Origin of the sequence: Amycolatopsis sp. NBC_01480, from assembly GCF_036227205.1 — a bacterium.
GTDB lineage: Bacteria > Actinomycetota > Actinomycetes > Mycobacteriales > Pseudonocardiaceae > Amycolatopsis.
Genome location: NZ_CP109442.1, coordinates 9,650,119 through 9,668,674 on the forward strand (window position 1 = coordinate 9,650,119; position 18,556 = coordinate 9,668,674).

At 70.2% G+C, this 18,556-nt stretch carries 16 protein-coding genes; 4 read left to right on the forward strand and 12 right to left on the reverse strand.

Annotated features, from left to right (window positions below):
* The first annotated feature begins 8 nt into the window (after positions 1-8).
* On the forward strand, positions 9-1,547 hold the full coding sequence (locus tag OG371_RS44860) for a substrate-binding domain-containing protein (RefSeq protein ID WP_329063450.1): 1,539 nt from the start codon (positions 9-11) through the stop codon (positions 1,545-1,547).
* 288 nt (positions 1,548-1,835) lie between these two features.
* Positions 1,836-3,839 (forward strand): peptidase S8/S53 subtilisin kexin sedolisin, encoded by a 2,004-nt coding sequence (locus tag OG371_RS44865; protein ID WP_329063452.1) that lies wholly within the window; start codon positions 1,836-1,838, stop codon positions 3,837-3,839.
* Between the two features lie 52 nt (positions 3,840-3,891).
* Here the strand turns inward: OG371_RS44865 and OG371_RS44870 are convergent, their stop codons facing one another.
* The 10 genes from OG371_RS44870 to OG371_RS44915 all read right to left on the reverse strand — a co-directional run bounded on the left by OG371_RS44870 (position 3,892) and on the right by OG371_RS44915 (position 11,599).
* A complete protein-coding gene (locus tag OG371_RS44870; RefSeq protein ID WP_329063454.1) occupies positions 3,892-4,548 on the reverse strand; it encodes a maleylpyruvate isomerase family mycothiol-dependent enzyme in 657 nt (218 codons plus the stop codon).
* A 46-nt stretch (positions 4,549-4,594) separates the two neighbouring features.
* Positions 4,595-5,833 (reverse strand): kynureninase, encoded by a 1,239-nt coding sequence (gene kynU / locus OG371_RS44875; protein WP_329063456.1) that lies wholly within the window; start codon positions 5,831-5,833, stop codon positions 4,595-4,597.
* 36 nt (positions 5,834-5,869) lie between these two features.
* The gene (locus OG371_RS44880) at positions 5,870-6,193 is read right to left on the reverse strand and encodes a DUF1048 domain-containing protein (RefSeq protein ID WP_329063458.1); all 324 of its coding nucleotides are present in this window, start codon (positions 6,191-6,193) and stop codon (positions 5,870-5,872) included.
* Position 6,194: 1 nt separating this feature from the next.
* Positions 6,195-6,551 carry a DUF1048 domain-containing protein gene (locus OG371_RS44885; RefSeq protein ID WP_329063461.1) on the reverse strand — a complete coding sequence of 119 codons (357 nt, stop codon included), beginning with the start codon at positions 6,549-6,551 and terminating at the stop codon, positions 6,195-6,197.
* 38 nt (positions 6,552-6,589) lie between these two features.
* Complete coding sequence (locus tag OG371_RS44890) at positions 6,590-7,351, reverse strand: ABC transporter permease (RefSeq protein ID WP_329063463.1); 762 nt, start codon at positions 7,349-7,351, stop codon at positions 6,590-6,592.
* Complete coding sequence (locus OG371_RS44895) at positions 7,348-8,142, reverse strand: ABC transporter ATP-binding protein (RefSeq protein WP_329063465.1); 795 nt, start codon at positions 8,140-8,142, stop codon at positions 7,348-7,350. Before OG371_RS44895 ends, OG371_RS44890 begins: the two co-directional genes overlap by 4 nt.
* Positions 8,139-8,471 (reverse strand): PadR family transcriptional regulator, encoded by a 333-nt coding sequence (locus OG371_RS44900; protein WP_329063467.1) that lies wholly within the window; start codon positions 8,469-8,471, stop codon positions 8,139-8,141. The genes OG371_RS44895 and OG371_RS44900 overlap by 4 nt, the downstream gene beginning before the upstream one ends.
* Positions 8,472-8,571: 100 nt before the next feature.
* Positions 8,572-9,390, reverse strand: a complete 819-nt coding sequence (locus OG371_RS44905) for a carbohydrate ABC transporter permease (RefSeq protein ID WP_329063469.1) — start codon at positions 9,388-9,390, stop codon at positions 8,572-8,574.
* Positions 9,390-10,310, reverse strand: a complete 921-nt coding sequence (locus tag OG371_RS44910) for a carbohydrate ABC transporter permease (protein ID WP_329063471.1) — start codon at positions 10,308-10,310, stop codon at positions 9,390-9,392. The genes OG371_RS44905 and OG371_RS44910 overlap by 1 nt, the downstream gene beginning before the upstream one ends.
* Positions 10,307-11,599 (reverse strand): extracellular solute-binding protein, encoded by a 1,293-nt coding sequence (locus tag OG371_RS44915; protein ID WP_329063473.1) that lies wholly within the window; start codon positions 11,597-11,599, stop codon positions 10,307-10,309. Before OG371_RS44915 ends, OG371_RS44910 begins: the two co-directional genes overlap by 4 nt.
* 162 nt (positions 11,600-11,761) lie before the next feature.
* Between OG371_RS44915 and OG371_RS44920 the strand changes: the two genes are divergently transcribed.
* Positions 11,762-12,811: a LacI family DNA-binding transcriptional regulator gene (locus tag OG371_RS44920; RefSeq protein ID WP_329063475.1), complete on the forward strand. Its 1,050-nt coding sequence runs from the start codon at positions 11,762-11,764 to the stop codon at positions 12,809-12,811.
* Positions 12,808-15,108, forward strand: a complete 2,301-nt coding sequence (locus tag OG371_RS44925) for a beta-glucosidase family protein (protein WP_329063477.1) — start codon at positions 12,808-12,810, stop codon at positions 15,106-15,108. The genes OG371_RS44920 and OG371_RS44925 overlap by 4 nt, the downstream gene beginning before the upstream one ends.
* Positions 15,109-15,115: 7 nt before the next feature.
* Here OG371_RS44925 and OG371_RS44930 read toward each other — a convergent pair whose 3' ends face one another.
* Together OG371_RS44930 and OG371_RS44935 are read right to left on the reverse strand one after the other, a co-directional pair.
* A complete protein-coding gene (locus OG371_RS44930) occupies positions 15,116-16,324 on the reverse strand; it encodes a dihydrolipoamide acetyltransferase family protein (protein WP_329063479.1) in 1,209 nt (402 codons plus the stop codon).
* Positions 16,324-18,510: an alpha-ketoacid dehydrogenase subunit alpha/beta gene (locus tag OG371_RS44935; RefSeq protein ID WP_329063482.1), complete on the reverse strand. Its 2,187-nt coding sequence runs from the start codon at positions 18,508-18,510 to the stop codon at positions 16,324-16,326. Before OG371_RS44935 ends, OG371_RS44930 begins: the two co-directional genes overlap by 1 nt.
* Positions 18,511-18,556: the final 46 nt, after the last annotated feature.

Genomic DNA, 18,556 nt, shown 5'->3' on the forward strand with positions numbered 1-18,556 from the left:
CCTTTCTGATGCACCGCAAGAGCTGGCCGGTACTCGGCTGCGCCGCCCTCGTGCTGGCGGCGCAGCTGCTGCTGGCCCCCGCCGCCGAGGCCTTCGTCCAGGTCAACGGGTCCGGGTCCACCTACGTCGGGCTCGCCATGAGCGACTGGCAGAACGGCGCCAATTCCCAGGGCATCCCGGTCAACTACAGCGCGCTGGGCTCACCCGCGGGTGTGAACCAGTACGGCGACCGCACCGTCGACTTCGCCGGCACTGAGGCCGAGGTCAGCTCGCTGCAGGCCGCGGGCGGCGGCGGGCTGAGCGCGAACCAGCGCGGGTACCAGTACGTGCCGGACGTCGCGGGCGCGGTCGCGGTGATGTACAACGTGACCGACGCGGCCGGGCGCCGCGTCGACTCGCTCCACCTGACGCGGGAGACCATCGCGCGGATCTTCTCCCGCGACATCACGCGCTGGAACGACCCGGCGATCACCACCACCAACGGCGGCTTCGCGCTGCCGGACCAGCCGATCACGCTGATCGGGCGCAGCGGCCAATCCGGCACCACGGCGCTGTTCTACGACTTCGTGGCGCACGTCGCGGCCGGCGCGTACAACGCTTTTGTCAGCCGCAACGCCGACAAGGGCATCGGCCCGCTGCCGCCCGGCGTCCGCCCGATCCAGCTGCCCACCATGGGCCCGGACGCTGACTTCTACCGGCTGTTCGCCGACTCCGACCAGATCGCGCAGACCGTGGCCAACGGCAGCGTCCCGTTTTCCATCGGCTACGACGAATTCGGCTACGCCAAGAAGTACAACGCGCCCACCGCGTGGGTCGACAACCAGGCCGGGCAGTACACCCTGCCGTACGCGGCGAACATCGCGGCGGCGCTGTCGAAGGCGAACCTGCGCCCGGACCTGAGCCAGGAACTGTCCGGGGTGTACACCAACCCGAACCCGCTGACGTACCCGATTTCGGCGTACTCCTACCTGATGACGCCGTGCGCGAGCGGCCGCGACACCTGCAAGGGCGGTTACACCGACACGTCCAAAACGGACACCATGGCCGCGTTCATCGAGCATGTCGCCTGCGACGGCCAGCTCAACATGGCCCGCATCGGGTATTCACCGCTGCCGCCGAACCTGTCGCAGGAGATGATGAACGCGAACGCCCGCCTCACCGGGCAGCCCGCCAAGCAGCTGAACGCGGGCAACTGCGCCAATCCCACGTTCCACGGCAGCCTCGGCGCCGGGGCCACCGCGCCGCAGGACCCGTTCGCCGGCCTGGGCGGCGTCGACGCCCTCACCCACGGCGGCGCCGGCGGCGCCAAATCCAGCGCCAACGGGCCGGGCACCTCGACCGGCCCCCAGACGTCGGCGGGCCCCAGCTCCACGGCGCCCGAGGCCACCGACGCGAACGGCGGCTCGACCGACTGGCGCAACGCCGAGCCCGCGGCGTATCAGGGCAGCGGTTTCGGCGGCTTCGGCGCCTGGGCCGCCTTGGTGCTGTTCGCGGCGATCTGCACTCCGCTGCTCCTGCGCGGCATCCGCCGGATCAAGCGGCGCTGAGTTGTTCCGCCCCAATGTGGCGTTGGTTGCGCTCAACGCACCCGATGTGGCGTTCGGTGCGTCCAACGCACCGAACGCCACGTTGGGGTGCATTCCCCGCCCTAGCCGGTGAGGTCCGATGTATCACGCACGGTGCGCGTTCCCCTCCCGGCCGCGATAGTCGCGCTCTGGCAAGAGAAGAACGGACAGAGTTCAGCTGCCGGACGGCCCCGGCGTCACCCCGATTTGCCGGGAAGATCGGACGAATGCCGCTATACGGCGTCCCCTGGCCGGGCCAAGATCACCGGCATGACCTTCAGATCGACCACCAGACGCATCCTGAGATCGGCGACCAGAAGCACGCTGGTTCTCGGGCTGCTCGCGCTGCTCGTCTCCACCGGGACGACCGCCGTGGCCACCGCCGCCCCCGATCCGCATCAGCCCACCGTGAACGCGACCGGACGGCCCCGCGGCGGCTGGGAATCCGTCGGGCCGAACAGCATCGGCGGGCTGCTGGGGGTGTCCGGCTCCCCCGCCAAGCTCGCCGTGATGGAGCCGAGCCCGCCCACCCTGTGGCTGTCGGACGACCGCGGCGGCTCCTGGTCCGCGCGGCGCGGGCTTCCGCAGGACACGTCGATCCAGGGGTTCTTCGTGGACCCGGCCGACGCGGACCGGATGCTAGCCGTGGCCAACACCCCGGTGGACTTCCCGGTCAAGTGGCGCGGCGAGCTGCTGGCCACCACCGACCGCGGGCAGACCTGGCAGACGCTGCGCCAGTGGTACCCCGACGGCGCCTTCGGCATGGCCACCGACAAAACCGGCGGCACCATCGTGGTGCAGAACCTCGACGGGACCAGCATCAGCGCCGACGGCGGCGCGACCTGGCGTGACGTGCCGCGAACCTGGCCGCGGCAAGGGATCGCCGCGCCGGTCGGCGACCTGAAGCTGACTTTGGTGGGCGACGACGCTTACTTCACCACCGTCCACCCGGACTACGCGCTGTGGGCCATCCGCGGCGTCACGAGCGAGCACCCGAGCGCCGAGCAGGTCTACCGGACCGACGGCGAGGTCTCGCAGGTCGCGTCGGACGGACGGCAGCTCGTGGTCACGGTCGGCACCCAGCTGCGGGGCTCCGCCGACGGCGGCCGGACCTGGACCGTGCTGCGCGACGACCCCACCGGCCAGCCCCTGCGCGAACCGCGGTTCGTCGGCGGCCGCCTCTACATCGGCACGTACCAGGACCTGGACGTCAGCACGGACGGCGGCCGGACCTGGGCCCGCAAGCCGGTGCCCGCGCCCGGTGAGGGCACCACCGACATCGTCGATCTCCCGGCGGGAGCAGGAAAACCGGCGACGACGCTGATCTCCGCGGTGTACCGGGGCGTGTACGCCGACGGCGGCAAGAGCGGTTACCAGCAGCTCGGCGTGCCCGGCGAATCGATCCGCCAGCTCGTCACGACCAGGTACTTATGGCAGCAGAGCGTGGTGGCCGCCGGGGTGCAGGAGATCTACAATTCCGCGCTGCCGCAAGGAAAGATCACCCCGTCGACGCGCTCGTGGCAGTCGCATCCCGGCGACCGGCTGCACGAGAACGCGTACCTGTCCGTCTCCCCGGGCCGGCCGGACGTGGTCTGGCAGGTGACCAAAAACGGCTTCAGCCTGGACGTGCTGCGCAGCGGCGACGGCGGCCGCACCTGGCAGCTGATCGGCAAGGCCATCGCGGGCTCGGCGCAGGCGATCCTGGCGCACCCGGCCGATCCGGACCGGCTCCTGATCCCCGCGTTCACCGAGACGGGCTACGTGCTCTACCGCAGCATTGACGCCGGTCAGCACTGGGAAAAGTCCGCGGCGCCGAGCTTCCTCACCCTCGCCGGCGACCCGTGGCACCCGGACCGGGTCTGGGGCGGCGGCACCAGCGGCCTGTTCCGCTCCGATGACGGCGGCAAGACCTGGAACCGGGTTTCCGACCAGCCGGTCAGCACCCTTTCGCTCAGCCCCTGGGGCAGCATCCTGGTGGGCGGCAACGGACTACGGCTGAGCGAGGACAACGGCCGCACGTTCCGGCAGGTCCACGCCGGCGCCAACCCGCGCGAGTTCAGCCAGATCGTGGCGCATCCGTTTGATCCGCGCGTGTGGTTCGCGGCCAGCGCGGCCGGCGCGGGTGTCTTGCGCAGCACGGACTTCGGCCGCAGCTGGTCGCCATTGTCGGGTGAGCTGCCGGACTCCAGGGTGCTCTCGCTGACGGTCAGTGGGGACGGGCGGTATTTGTTCGCGGGCACCGCGCAGTCCGGTGCGTATCGTTTGGCGCTGTAAAAGCTCGTGAGTGTTTGTGACGGTTCTAACCGTCACAAACACTCACGAGTCCTCAGCAGCGGGACCGCAGAGTCGCCACCCCGGCGCCCTCAAGATCGTCGCAGTAGGCGGCCCGCCCGGTCATCGCCATGATCAGCGCGAGGGTCGGCCCGGACACGAGCGGCCCGTCGTCGGGTCCGGTGGTGAACGGGCCGTCCGTGGCGGCCAGCCGGAGGTCGCGGACGCGGCCGCGCGCCAGCACCACCTGATCGGACTGCCCGTAGTACTCGGCCGCCGTGGTCAGCGTGTCGATCGGGACGTCGCGGTGCAGGCCCAGCGGACGGCGGATGTCCGCGCCGTGCACGATCACCTCACCGAGCATCGCCAGGGTCGGCAGCGGGGGTTTGGTGGTGCTCGCGAGACGGTCGCGGAACCGGGCGAGCGTGTCGGCCGGGGAGGAGCCCAGCTGCTCGCGCAGCCGCATCAGCACCTGCCGGTCGAAGTCGAACCGGCAGCGGATCACCCCCGCCAGCCACCGCAGCGGGCCGAGGCCGGCGCCCGCGCTCACATGCGCCAGCACTTCGCGAACGGTCAGCCCTTCGCAGAGCGACGGCGCAGCCCATTGCTCTTCGGTCAGATCGGCGAGATCGTCGGCCAGCGCGGCCCGTTCGGCGTGCACCAGCGGCCACACCTCGGTGGCGCGACGATCTCCGGCCGGCAGCTCGGACATGGTTTCCCCCTGTTTGTCGACTGGGCCGCGGCGTAGCCGGATCGCCTCAGGTCACGACCGCCGTTTGGTCCCGGCGGTGCTGCGGGGCCTCGTGCTCGTTCGACGCGAGGATCTCGGACAGGGCGTGCATCGCGTCCCACACGTCGACGTACCGCAGGTACAGCGGCGCCAGGCCCAGCCGCAGCAGGTCGGGGGCCCGGAAGTCGCCGACCACTCCCCTGGCGATCAGCGCCTGGCCGAGTTCGTAGGCCTTTTCGTGGCGCAGCGACACCTGCGAGCCCCGTCGTGCGCCCTCGCGCGGGGTAACCACGGTCAGCCCGTGCTGGCGCAGCCCGTCCGCCATCGAGATCAGGAAATCGCCCAGTGCCAGGGATTTCGCCCGCACGGCCGCCAGGTCCACCCCCTCCCACACGTCCAGCGCCGCTTCCAGGGCCACCATCGACAGCACCGGCGGCGTGCCGATCCTCGCCCGCGCCATGCCCTCGGCCGGCTCGTACGCCCCGGCCAGCCCGAACGGGTCCGCCCGGCCCATCCAGCCGGTCAGCGGCAGATCGGCCGCCGCCTGATGCCGATGCGGGAGGTACAGCCAGGCCGGGGACCCGGGCCCGCCGTTGAGGTACTTGTAGGTGCAGCCGACCGCCGCGTCCGCGCCGAGGCCGTCGAGGTCCATGGGCAGCGCACCGGCCGCGTGGCACAGGTCCCAGACGACCACCGCCCCGGCCGCGTGCGCCTGGCGCGTGATTTCCTCGACGTCCCACAGCTCCCCGGTGCGATAGTCGACGACGCTCAGCGCCACCACCGCGACGTCCGGGCCCACCTCCAGCGCCGCCGGATCGACGCGGCGGGCCTCGAGCCCGAGCAGCCGCGCGACGGCGTCGGCCAGGTACTGGTCGGTCGGGAAGTTCGCGGTGTCGGTCAGCAGGACGCGGCGGTCCGGCCGCAGCCGCGCGGCCGCGGTGAGCGCCTGGAACAGCTGCACGCTGGTCGAGTCACCGCAGATCGTCTGCCCCGGCGCCGCGCCGACCAGCGCGCCGATCCGGTCGCCGACCCGCTCCGGCAGCGTCCACCAGCCGTTGCCGTTCCAGGAGCCGATGAGGTCCTGTCCCCACTGCCGGTGCACCGCGTCCAGCACCGCCGCCGGCACCCCGGACGGCAACGCCCCCAGGGAGTTGCCGTCCAGGTAGACGACGCCTTCCGGCATCGAGAACCGCGCCCGCGCGAACGCCAGGGGATCACTGGCGTCCAGCGCCTCGGCGGCCGGGCGATCTTCTGGACCGAGAGTCATGCGGCCCATCGTTACACAGCGGGTTTTCGCGGCCGGTCAGCCGGCGGTGCCGGGCTTGCGCCGGACGGACTCCTGATACTGGTCCGCATAGGTCGGCGAATCCTTGATCAGGTCGTCGGCGAAGGCGGCGACGTCCGAGCCGATGAGTTCCAGCACTCCCTTGCCGGCCGCGACGCCCTCTTCGAAGAAATCGACGATGCCGGAGAGCAGATTCCCCTCCGCCAGGTCGACCGGCCCGACCTTGAACAGGTACCGCTGGATCTCCTGGTAGACGATCCGGTAGTCCGGCGGGAGCGCCTTGACCCGCGCCACGTGCGCCCGCCACCGCTTCTTGCCTTCGATGATGTCCTGGATGCCCATTTCAGTCTCCCAACTGGCCCAGTTTGCGGGCGACGTTCCGGTTCAGCTGCTTGCGCCACCGGTCGCGATAGCCCCGGCCGCCTTCTCCGCCGGCCAGCGCCGCGCAGAAGCCGGCGATGTCGTCGCCCAGCACCTCGTGAATGGCCAGCCCGTCGGCTGCGGTCTCTTCGAGCAATCCCAGCGCGCCATCGAGAATCGGCATCAGGTTCCGGCCGGTGAAGTCCCCGTAGGGCAGAAGCTGCCCCTTGATCTCTTCCCACGCCGCCCGGTACTCCGGCGGCAGAACCGCGGCCCGGGCTTCGAATTCCTTCGATTCCCGGGTGAGATCGCTGCCGGTGATGGTCTCCCAGAATTTCATTTCCAGCCCTCCTTGGGCTCCGTTGTGGAGTAAAGCCGCTAGGAGATCTTGCGGCGGTAGATGACCATGGCGAAGGTGTACGCGGCGACGAGGAGGCCGACGCACCAGGCGAGGGCGATCCAGAGGTCGCTGCCGACCGGCTGCCCGGCGAACAGGTCGCGGATGGCGTTGACGATCGACGTGACCGGTTGATGGTCGGCGAAGGCCCGCACCGGGCCGGGCATGGTGCCGGTCGGCACGAAGGCCGAGCTGAGGAACGGCAGGAAGATCAGCGGGTAGGAAAACGCGCTCGCACCGTCCACGGTCTTCGCGGTGAGGCCGGGGATGACGGCCAGCCAGGTCAGCGCCAGCGTGAACAGGAACAGGATGCCGACGACCGCGAGCCAGCCCAGAACTCCGGCGCCTGACCGGAAACCGATCAGCAGCGCGACGCCCACGACGATCACCAGCGAGATCAGATTGGCGAGCAGCGAGGTCAGCACGTGCGCCCACAGCACCCCGGACCGGGCGATCGGCATCGATTGGAAACGCTCGAAGATGCCGCTCTTCATGTCGGTGAAAAGCCGGAACGCGGTGTAGGCGACGCCCGAGGCGACGGTGATCAGCAGGATGCCGGGCAGCATGTAGTTCACATACGAGGCCGATCCGGTGTTGATCGCGCCGCCGAACACGTAGACGAACATCAGCATCATGGCGATCGGCGTGACCGCGGTCGTGATGATCGTGTCCACGCTGCGCGTGACGTGTTTCAGCGATCGTCCCAACAGGACGGTGGAGTCGCCGAAGAAGTGTGTGGTCATCTTTCCTCGCTTGTCCGGGCCGGCGTTGCGTCTTTACTGTGGTCCCCGACGACGGCGAAGAAGACGTCCTCGAGGGTCGGCTGCTTCTCGACGTATTCGACCTTCGCGGGCGGGAGCAGTTGCTTCAGCTCGGCGAGGGTGCCGTTCACGATGATCCGGCCCTGGTGCAGGATCGCGATCCGGTCGGCGAGCTGTTCGGCCTCGTCGAGGTACTGCGTGGTGAGCAGCACCGTGGTGCCGCTCGCGGCGAGGCCCTTGACCGCGTCCCACACCTCGATGCGGGCCTCGGGGTCGAGCCCGGTGGTCGGCTCGTCCAGGAAGATCACCGGCGGATTCCCGATGAGGCTCATCGCGATGTCGAGACGGCGGCGCATGCCACCCGAGTAAGTCGACACCTTCCGCGTGGCCGCGTCGGCCAGCGAGAAGCGTTCCAGCAGGCCGTCCGCGATCTCGCCGGGCCGCTTGAGGTGCCGCAGCCGCGCGATGAGCACGAGGTTCTCACGCCCGCTGAGGATCTCGTCGACGGCGGCGAACTGCCCGGTCAGGCTGATCGCCTCCCGGACCTCGGCCGGTTGCGCGGCGACGTCGAAACCGTCGACGCTCGCCGTCCCCGCGTCCGCCTTGAGCAGTGTGGACAGGATCCGCACGACCGTGGTCTTGCCCGCGCCGTTCGAGCCGAGCAGGGCGAAAATACTGCCCCGCGCCACGTCGAAGTCCACTCCGGACAGCACATTCAGGTCTTTGTACGATTTCTCCAGCCCCTGCACGTGTATTGCCGCCTGGGTTGTCATGAGAGCCCCCCTTCACGGAGCTGTTCGAGCCGTTCCGCGAGGAAGCTCCACGTCCTCCAGAACTCGTTGAGGTATTCCTGCCCCTGGCCGTTGAGCGAATAGACCTTGCGCGGCGGCCCCTTCTCGGACGGGACCTTCTCCGCGCCGACGAGGCCGCGCTGCTCCATCCGGACCAGCAGGGCGTACACCGTGCCCTCGGCGATGTCCGAGAAACCCTGCTCCCGCAGCCAGGCGGTGATCTCCTGCCCATACGCGGGCCGCACCGACAGGATCGCCAGGACGATGCCCTCCAGCGTGCCCTTGAGCATCTCCGTCATCTGCTTGCCCACGACCCGCCTCCAACTACTCAGTAGTGCTAGCTACCGGTAGATAGTAGCACTGACTACCGACGGCGCAAGGGGGCTGCGAAGAACAACGGGAGCGGTCGGGTTACTTGCCGAACCCGGCGGTCAGGCCGGTGACCAGGTAACGCCGTCCGAGGATGTACAGCGCCAGCACCGGCAGCGTGGACAGCACGACCGCGGCCAGCACGGCGGGGATGTTGACGCGGAACTGGCCCTGGAACGCCCACAGCGCCATCGGCAGCACGCGCTGGTCCGCGCTCTGGGTCAGGATCAGCGGGAACAGGAAGCCGTTCCAGACGTTCAGCCCGTCGTAGACCGCGACGGTGATCATGGCCGGCTTGACCATGGGCAGCACCAGGCTCCACAGCATCCGCCAGTGCCCGGCGCCGTCCACGCGCATCGACTCGAACAGCTCGTTCGGCACGTCGCGCAGGAAGTTGGCCAGGATCACCACCGACAGCGGGATCGCGAAGGCCACCGACGGCAGGATGATCGCGAGCAGCGTGTCGTAGAGGTGGGCCCGGGTGATCAGGTAGTAGATCGGGATGATGGTGGCCTGCAACGGAATCGCGAGTCCCAAAAGGAACGCGGTGTAGCCGGACCTCGAGAGGCACGTGCGGCCCCGCACCACGTAGTAGGCCGCCATCAGCGAAACCGCGACCGTGATCACCACCGTGCCGGCCGTGACGGTCAGGCTGTTGACCAGGTACCGCAGGAAGTCGTTGCTCAGCACCAGCCGGTAGTTCTCGAGGGTGGGGTCGGCGGGCGGCGCCAGCGGGTTCGCGTCGAAGAAGCCGCGCTGCCCGCGCAGGCTCGTCACCACGATGTAGTACACCGGCACGAGCACGATGAGCAGCCAGACGAAACCGCCGAGACCGCCGGCGACGTTGGGGCGAGGCCTCATCACGCGCCCTCCTGCTGGCTGCCGCGCGAGAAGCGGGCGAACCGCGCGAGGCCGAGCGAAAGCGCCAGCCCGGCGACCACCAGCAGCACGGCCAGGGTGCTCGCGCGGCCCATGTCGTTGTTCGAGAAACCGTTGAGGTACATGTCCAGCGGCAGGAACCGGGTCGCGTCGCCGGGGCCGCCGCCGGTCAACACGAAGACCAGGTCGAAGTAGGTCAGCGAGCCGACCAGCATCAGGGTCGAGGAGGTGAGGATGGTGTAACGCAGCTGGGGCAACGTGATGTGGAAGAACTGCCGCACCGGGCCGGCGCCGTCGAGCTGGGCGGCTTCGTAGAGCTGCGCCGGGATCTGCCGGACCCCCGCCTGGTACAGCAGCGTGTGGAACGGCATGAACTGCCAGCCGATCACGAAGATCACCACGTACAGCGCCAGCGTCGGGTCGCCGAGCCAGTCCTGGGCGAGCGCGGCGATGCCGAACGCGCGGCTCATCCCGAAATTGGGGTCCAGCAAGGCTTTGAACGCGATGGCGATGGCGGCCGAGGACAGCAGCAGCGGCAGGAAGTACAGCACGCCCAGCACCGCGCGGTACCGGCCGCGGCCCGCGGTCAGCACGCCCAGCAGCAGCGAAACCGGCGTCTGGAACAGCCAGCTGACCACCATCACCCGCAGGCTCAGGCCGATCGCGTGGTACGTGGCCGGGTCGGCCAGCGCGGCGGACCAGTTGCCCAGCCCGGTCCAGGCGGGATCGGCGATGCCGTCCCATTTCATCAGGCTCAGCACCACCACTCCCCCGAGCGGGAGCAGCGCGAAGATCGCGAAGAACAGCAGCGCGGGCGCGATCATCATCGGGTGCGGCGTGGCGCCGCGGGCCGCCGCGCGGGGCTCGCGCCGCACGGCGGTCCGCTCACGGACGAGGGTCATTTCCCGATCGTCGCGTTCATGTTCGCCGAGAACTGCTCGGGCGTGATCTGCTTGAGGAACACCTGGTCGAGGTTGTCCAGCAGCGCGTCGGCCTGGCCGGTCGAGACGGCCTGGTCCCAGGAGAGCTGGAAGTTCGGCGCGTTGCGCGCCAGACCGTACACATAGGACAGATACTGCGGGTCCCGGGCCTTGGCCAGCTTCGCCTCGATCCCGTTGACCGGGGGCACCGACCCGCCGGCCAGCAGGGCGTCGACATACGTGTCACTCATGACGCCGGTGCGCAGGTACTGGACCGCCGCCTGCTTCTGCGCGTCCGACGCCCCGGCCGAGACGGACCAGTAGTTCGCGGGATTGCCGACGATGTCCGCCGGGTTTCCCTTCCCATCCGAGACGGCCGGGAAAGTGGTGTAGCCGAGCTGCTTCGCGGCGAAGTCCGGATCGGCCTCCTTGATCGTCGGGAAGGCCCACGAGCCCATCAGGTACATCGCGGCCTTGCCGGTGTAGAGCAGGGCGGTGTCGGCGTTGCTGTCGGTGCTGATCGAGCTGAACCCCTTGACGAACCCGCCGGCGTCGACGAGCTGCTGGATCTTCCGGTTCGCGTCCAGGATCGCCGGATCGGACCAGGCGCCCGGCTTGTTCGCCGCGACCGCGCCGAAGACGCCGGGCCCGCCGATCCGGTCGACCAGGTACTCCTCCCACATCAGCTGCGGCCACTTGCTCTGCCCGCCGAGCGAGAACGGGGCGATCCCGGCCGCGGTGAACTTCGGCACCAGCGCCATCAGCTCGTCCCAGGTCTTCGGCGGCTGCGCACCGATCCGGGTGAAGAGATCCTTGTTGTAGTACAGGAAAACCGGCTGCATGCTGTTGTTCGGCACGGCGTAGGTCTTGCCGTCGATGACGCCGGACTTCGCCACCGCCGGCAGGAAGCGGCCGGTCAGCGCCGGGTCCTTCGCCACCTCCGGGGTCAGGTCCATGATCTTGCCCGCGGCGACCCAGGACTTGAGCATGCCGCCGTTCCCCCAGCTGTAGACCAGGGTGGGGGCCTGTCCCGCGCCGACGGCGGAGCGGATCTTCTGTTTGTACGCGTCGTTCCCGAAGAACTGGCCGTCGATCCCGGCCGTGCCGAACGAGGTCCGGAAGACCTGCTCGTCGCCGCCGGTCAGGGCCCAGGCGGTCGGCTTGCCGCCGCTCGCGCCGGAGGGGCCGCTCGTGCCGCAAGCGGTGGTGAAGATCAGGAGTGCCGCCAGTCCGGCCGCGAAACGCGTCGTCCGGCGTGTGCCCGGTGTCATGGTGCACCTTCCTCATCGAAGGGTTCGAAAAGTTTCGAAAACACTCTGGGGTGGGCCGAAACCTAAACTAGAAATTCCCCCTCGTCAAGTGATACTTTGCCTCCCACGGCGCCAGGTAATCACGGCCCAGTGCGTCCGAAACTTTTCGATAGGAGAACGTCAATGCCCGCCGGATCCCGGAAGCGCGCCACCCTCGCCGCGGTCGCCGAGGCCGCCGGCGTCTCGCTGCCGACCGTTTCCAAGGTCCTCAACGGACGGTCGGACGTGGCCGCGGACACCCGGGCTCAGGTGGAGGCGGCGTTGCGGGACCTGGCGTACGTGCCGCAGAACGGGCGCCGGACGATCGCGCCCGCCCAGATGGTCGACATCGTGTTCGACGACCTGGTCAGCCCGTACGCGCTCGAGGTGCTGCGCGGGGTGACCGACGCGAGCGCCGAGTTCGGCATCGACGTGGTCGTCGGCCGGATGCCCGCCGCCGAGCCCGGCGGCCCGCTGACCGCGGAGGAGCACTGGGCCCAGCGGCTGAAGAGCAACGACCGGGCCGGGCTGATCGTGGTCACCTCCGAGCTGTCGCTCCGGCAGGTCGAGAGCTTCGAGAACGCCGGGCTGCCGCTGGTCGTGATCGACCCGCTGAACCTGCCCCGGGCCGAGGTGACCAGCGTCGGCGCGACGAACTGGTCCGGCGGCATCACCGCCACCGAGCACCTGCTCCGGCTGGGGCACCGGCGGATCGCGTTCGCCGGCGGCCCGCCCGGGGCCTCGTGCAGCCAGGCCCGGCTGCACGGCTACCGGGCCGCGCTCGAGAACGCCGGCGTCGCGTTCGACCCGGACCTGGTGCGGCACGGCAAGTTCGGCCATCCGGACGGGCTGGAGATCGGCGACGTCCTGCTGGCCATGGCCGACCCGCCGACCGCGATCTTCGCCGCCAGCGACGCGACCGCGCTGGGCGTGCTGGAGGCCGCGCGCCGCCGCGGGCTGCGCGTCCCGCAGGACCTGAGCGTGATCGGGTTCGACGACACCATGCTCGCCCGCCTCGCCACTCCCCCGCTGACCGTGATCCGCCAGCCGCTGCAGGACATGGGCCGGGTCGCCGTGCGCACCCTGCTCAAGCTGATCACCGGGGACACCCTCGACTCCCACCACGTCGAACTCGCCACGCAGCTCGTCGTCCGCGAGTCGACCGGCCCCGCACCGGACGAAGGAGCACGATGAGCCGCTGGCTTGACCCCGCCCTGTCCCCCGGCGAACGCGCAGACGCGCTGCTGGCCGAGCTGACCCTCGACGAGAAGGTCGCGCAGCTGGGCAGCGCGTGGCCGGGCAACCCGGAGGTCAGCGGGAACGTCGCCCCGATGCAGGACGTGTTCGCCCGCGGCGGGGTCCCGTTCGAGCAGGTGCGCGCCGACGGCATCGGGCACCTCACCCGGGTCTTCGGCACGGCGCCGGTCAGCGTTGTCGACGGGGTGGCCAGACTCGTTGCGCTGCAACGGGAAATCGTCTCCGAGACCCGGCTCGGCATTCCCGCGATCGTGCACGAGGAGTGCCTGACCGGGTTCACCACGCTCGGCGCCACCGTCTACCCCACCGCGCTGGCCTGGGCCGCGACCTTCGACCCAGGACTGGTCGAGCGCATGGCCACGGCCATCGCCGAAGACCTGCGCGCCGTCGGTGTCCACCAGGGACTTTCCCCGGTCCTGGACGTCGTGCGCGACTACCGCTGGGGGCGCGTCGAGGAAACCCTCGGCGAAGACCCTTACCTGGTGGGCACGCTCGGCACCGCGTACGTCCGCGGTCTCGAGAAGACCGGCATCATCGCGACGCTCAAGCATTTCGCCGGGTATTCCGCTTCACGCGGGGCGCGGAACCACGCGCCGGTGTCCATCGGGCCGCGCGAGCTGCGTGACGTGATCCTGCCGCCGTTCGAGCGGGCGATCCGCGACGGCGGGGCCCGCTCGGTGATGAACGCGTACGTCGACCTCGACGGCGTGCCCGCGGCCGCCAGCAAGCAGCTGCTGACCGGCATCTTGCGTGACGAATGGGGTTTCGAAGGCGTCGTCGTGTCCGATTACTGGGCCATCGCCTTCCTCAAGAGCATGCACCACACGGCCGACAGCGCCGGCGCGGCGGGAGCGCTCGCGCTGGCCGCGGGCATCGACGTCGAACTGCCCGACAGCCTGTGCTACGGCAAGGAACTCGCCGGGCTCGTCCGCGCCGGGGAGGTGCCCGAGCGCCTCGTCGACCGGGCCGCGCGCCGGCTGCTGCGGCAGAAGGCGGAACTCGGGCTGCTCGACCCGGGCTGGGTCCCGGACGCGGCGCCGGTCGACCTCGATTCGCCGCGCAACCGCGCCATCGCCCGGGAAATCGCGGAGAAGTCGGTCGTCCTGCTCGCCAACGACGGCCAGCTTCCCCTGGCCGCGCGGAAGGTCGCGGTGGTCGGGCCCTGCGCCGACGACCCGCTGGCGTTCATGGGCTGCTACTCGTACCCGAATCACGTCCTGCCCCGGCACCCGGGACTCGGCATCGGCGTGACCGCACCGTCCTTTGTGGAGGCGCTGCGCGCTGAGATCGCCGACGCCGGCATCCGCGCGCACCAGGGCTGCCCCGTCCGCGACGAGGACCGCTCCGGGTTCGCCGCCGCGGCAGCCGCGGCCGCCGACGCCGAGGTGTGTGTCGCCGTTGTCGGTGACCGCGCGGGCCTGTTCGGCCACGGCACGTCCGGCGAAGGCTGCGACGCCCCCGACCTGCGTCTGCCCGGCCTTCAGGACGAACTGCTCGAAGTGCTGCTGGCCACCGGCACTCCGGTGGTGATCGTGGTCGTCTCCGGCCGGCCGTACGCGCTCGGCCGCTACGCCGACCGTGCCGCAGCCCTGATTCAGGCGTTCATGCCGGGCGAGGAGGGTGGCGGCGCGCTGGCCGGCGTCCTCACCGGGCGGATCACCCCGTCCGGGCGCCTTCCGGTGCAGATCCCCCGGCACCACGGGGGTTCGCCGGGCACCTACCTGAGCGCGCCGCTCGGCCGTAACAGCGAGGGGATCAGCAATCTCGACCCGACGCCGCTGTTCCCTTTCGGCCACGGCCTTTCCTACACGACCTTCGATTACACCGAACTCGACCTGAGCCCTCGCGAGGTGGCGACCGACGGCCGGCTGTGCATTTCGGTCACCGTGCACAACACCGGCGAACGGGCCGGTGAGGAGACCGTGCAGCTCTACCTGCACGACGTCCGGGCCCAGGTCACCCGCCCGGTCCTGGAGCTGGCCGGGTTCACCCGGGTCGCGCTCGAGCCCGGGCGCCGGGCGCGGGTCACGTTCACCCTGCACGCCGACCGCACCGCCTTCACCGGGCTCGACCTCCGCCGGATCGTCGAGCCCGGAACCGTCGAGGTGCTGGTCGGACGGTCGGCCGCGGACCTGCCCTGCACCGGCTCGTTCGACCTCACCGGCCCGGTCCGCGAGACCGGCCGCGACCGGGTGCTGGACACTCCCGTCACCGTCGTCCGGCTGCCCGGCTGAGACCGGCCTACAGCAAGATCGACAACGGGTTCTCGATCCGCCGCACGAAGGCGGCCAGCCACCGGGCCGCGAGCGCGCCGTCCATCACCCGATGGTCCGCGGTCAGCGTCACGGTCAGGACCTTCGCGACCGACGGCGCGCCATCAACGACAACGATGCTGTCGGTGGCCGCGCCGACGGCCAGAATCGCCGACTGCGGCGGATTGATGATGGCGTTGAACCTCTGCACCCCGAACATGCCGAGGTTCGACACCGAGAACGTGCCGCCGTCGATCTCCTGCTGTTTGAGGGTTGATTCCCTGGCGCGGCCGGCGAGTTCGCGCGACGCGGCCGCGACCGCGGTCACCGAGAGCGTGTCGGCCGAGCGGATGACCGGGGTGACCAGACCGCTTTCCGTCGCGACCGCGATCGAGATGTCGACGTGGCGATAACGGCGCATCGCCGTCTCGGTCCAGGTCGCGTTGGCTTCGGGCACGTCGCCGAGCGCTCCGGCGACGGCCTTCACGATGAAGTCGTTGACCGACACGGAAACGCCTCCGTTCTCGTTGACCTTCGCGCGAAGGTCGAGCAGGGCGTCCACCCGGCAGTCGGCGACGAGCGAGAACTGCGGGATCGTGGTGACGCTGTCGGTGAGCCGCCGCGCGATCGCCCGACGCATGCCGGAATGCGGGATCTCGTCGAAGGCGTCGTTGATCGTTGCCGTCTCCGGAGCAGCGACGGGCTCGGGTAGCGCATCGAGGTCACGCCGGACGATTCGGCCGCCCGGGCCGGTGCCGGTGATCCCGGTCAGGTCGAGTGCGCGTTCCTTGGCCAGCCGGCGGACGATCGGGCTCGCGAAGAGGCGTTCGCCGGACGCGGGAATCTCCGTTGGCGCGGGACTCTCCGGCGGCGCGGGGCTCTCGGAAGGCGCGGGTTCCGTTGCCGCCGAAGGCATTCCGGCCGCCGCGAGCACCGCCTCGATGTCGACCTCGCCCTCGTCTTTCCCCGCGATCACAGCGATGGGCGAGCCGACCGCCGTCCGGGTCCCGGCCTCGACGAGGTGCCGCAGCACAACGCCGTCCAGTTCGGCGCTGATCTCGACGACCGCCTTCTCGGTCTCGACTTCGGCGATGGGGGCACCGGCCTCGACCGCGCCGCCCTCGGCGACCAGCCAGCTCTCGATCAGTCCCTCGGTGGTGTCGGCGATGACCTCGGGCATCCGCATCACGGTGGCCATCAGCGGCCGCCCATCTCGGCACGGACGGTCCGCAGTCCGGTGGCGACTTCCTCGGTACGCGCGATCGCCGCCCGTTCCAGCACCCGCGAGATGCTCGGCGACGCTTCGCCCCCGGTCACCCGTTGCACGGGCTGGTCGAGCCAGTCGAAGAAGCGGCGCTGGATCTCGTCGGCCAGCCAGCCGCCGTAGGACGTGCCGCGTGCGCCCTGCTCGACGATGAGGACCGCGTTCGTCTTCCGGATGCTGCGCCCGATGGTCTCCCAGTCCAGCGACGCCCGGTCGAGCCAGCGCAGGTCGATCAACTCGGCGTCGATTCCGGTGCTCTCGATCGCTTCGAGGGCATGGCCGGTCATCGAGAGGTAGCTCAGGACCGTGACGTCTTCCCCAGTACGGCGGATCGCGGCTTTGCCCAGCGGCAGACGGTAATCGAGGTCGTCCGACGGCGCCGGGCCGGTGGTCGGGTAGAGGTCGACGTGCTCGATCACCAGGACCGGGTCGCCCAGGTCCAGCGCGGTGTTCAGCAGGCCGATGTAGTCCGCCGGGGTCGACGGGGCCACGATGCGCCAGCCGGGCTGCATCGCGAACACCCCGGCCGGGTCCATCAGGTGCTGCGAGCCGTAGCCGGAGCCCATCGCGACCTTCGTCCGGAGCACCAGCGGCACCGGGTTCCGCCCGCCGAACATGTGGCGGGCCTTGCCGATCTGGTTGAACAGCTGATCGGCGGCCACCCACAGGAAGTCCGGGTACATGAACTCCACCACCGGCCGGAACCGGCCGTCGAGGGCCATCCCGCCGCCCAGCCCGGCGAACGCGTTCTCGCTGATCGGGGTGCCCAGGACCCGCGCCGGGTATTTCGCCGCCAAGCCCTTGGTCGCGCCGTTCGTGCCGCCGCCCAGCCGGTCGACGTCCTCGCCGAGGATCACGAACCGGTTGTCCTCGTCCATCCGGTGGCCCATCACCGCGGCGACGGCGTCGATGAACTTCGTCTCGGTGGCCGGGCCCTGGTAGTCCACGGGGTCGAGGAAACGGGCCCCGTCCAGCTCGTCGGCATCGCCGCGGATACCGACGTCGACGAAATCGGTGTCAGGCCACAGCGAAGGCCGGATACGGCGCTTCCCGGGCTTCGCCGGATCGGGTTCGAGCAAGGCCTCGGCCGCTTGGTGGACGGCGTCCCGCGCCTGCGTGCGGACCCGGGCGACCAGTTCGTCGTCGACCAGCCCCAGCGAGGTCATCTCCCGCGCGACACGCTCAAGCGGGTCTCGCGCCCGCCAGGCCGCTTCCTCTTCCTTGCTGCGGTAACCGAAAGCGCTGCCGGGGAACGGCCCGTTCTGGTGGAAGAACCGGTAGACCTCCGCCTCGACCACGGCCGGCCCCTCGCCGGCGCGCAGGATCTTCTCCGCCTGCTGCATCGCCAGGTGCACCGCGAGCGGGTCCATCCCGTCGACCCGCCACGACGGGATCCCGAAACCGGGCCCCCGGCCGGACAGCCGCGGCTCCCCGGTGACCTCCGCGACCGGGGTGGACACGGCGTACAGGTTGTTCTCGATGAAGAAGACGAGCGGCAGCTTCCAGGCGGCGGCCAGGTTCATCGACTCCAGCACCGAGCCGATGTTGACCGCGCCGTCGCCGAAGTAGCTCACGGCGATGTCGCTGGTGCCGGCGTGGCGATGCGCCCATGCGCTGCCGGCGGCGAACGGGACCCCGCCGCCGACGATCGCGTTGGTGCCGAGCGCGCCCGCCTCGAACCACTGCAGGTGCATCGAACCGCCGCGGCCGCCGCAGAAACCCTTGGCCAGCCCCAGGATCTCGGCGAGGGTGCGGTCGAGCACCGTCTGCACGGCAGGGCTGACCAGATGGTCGAGGTCAAGGACCCCGCCGGAGACGTGGGTGATCGCCTTGGCCAGGAACTGGTGGTGGCCGCGGTGCGAGCCGGTGACCGTGTCGGCCGAGCCGAGCCCGGCGATCGAGCCGACCGCGCCGCCCTCCTGGCCGATGCTCGAATGCGCCGGGCCGTGCACCAGGCCTTCGCCGGCCAGCTCGAGCACCACCGCCTCGAACGCGCGGATCAGGTGCAGCTGCCCGAGCATCGCGGCGAGCAGCTTGGGATCGGCGTTGCGCCAGTCCGCCGCGGTGGAGCTGAGTTCGAACCACGGCGCGCCGGGCTCCAGACGTCGGGTCTTGGCCATCACGGGCCTCTCCGGATCAACGGGGTCTTCTGACTTCACATGTATA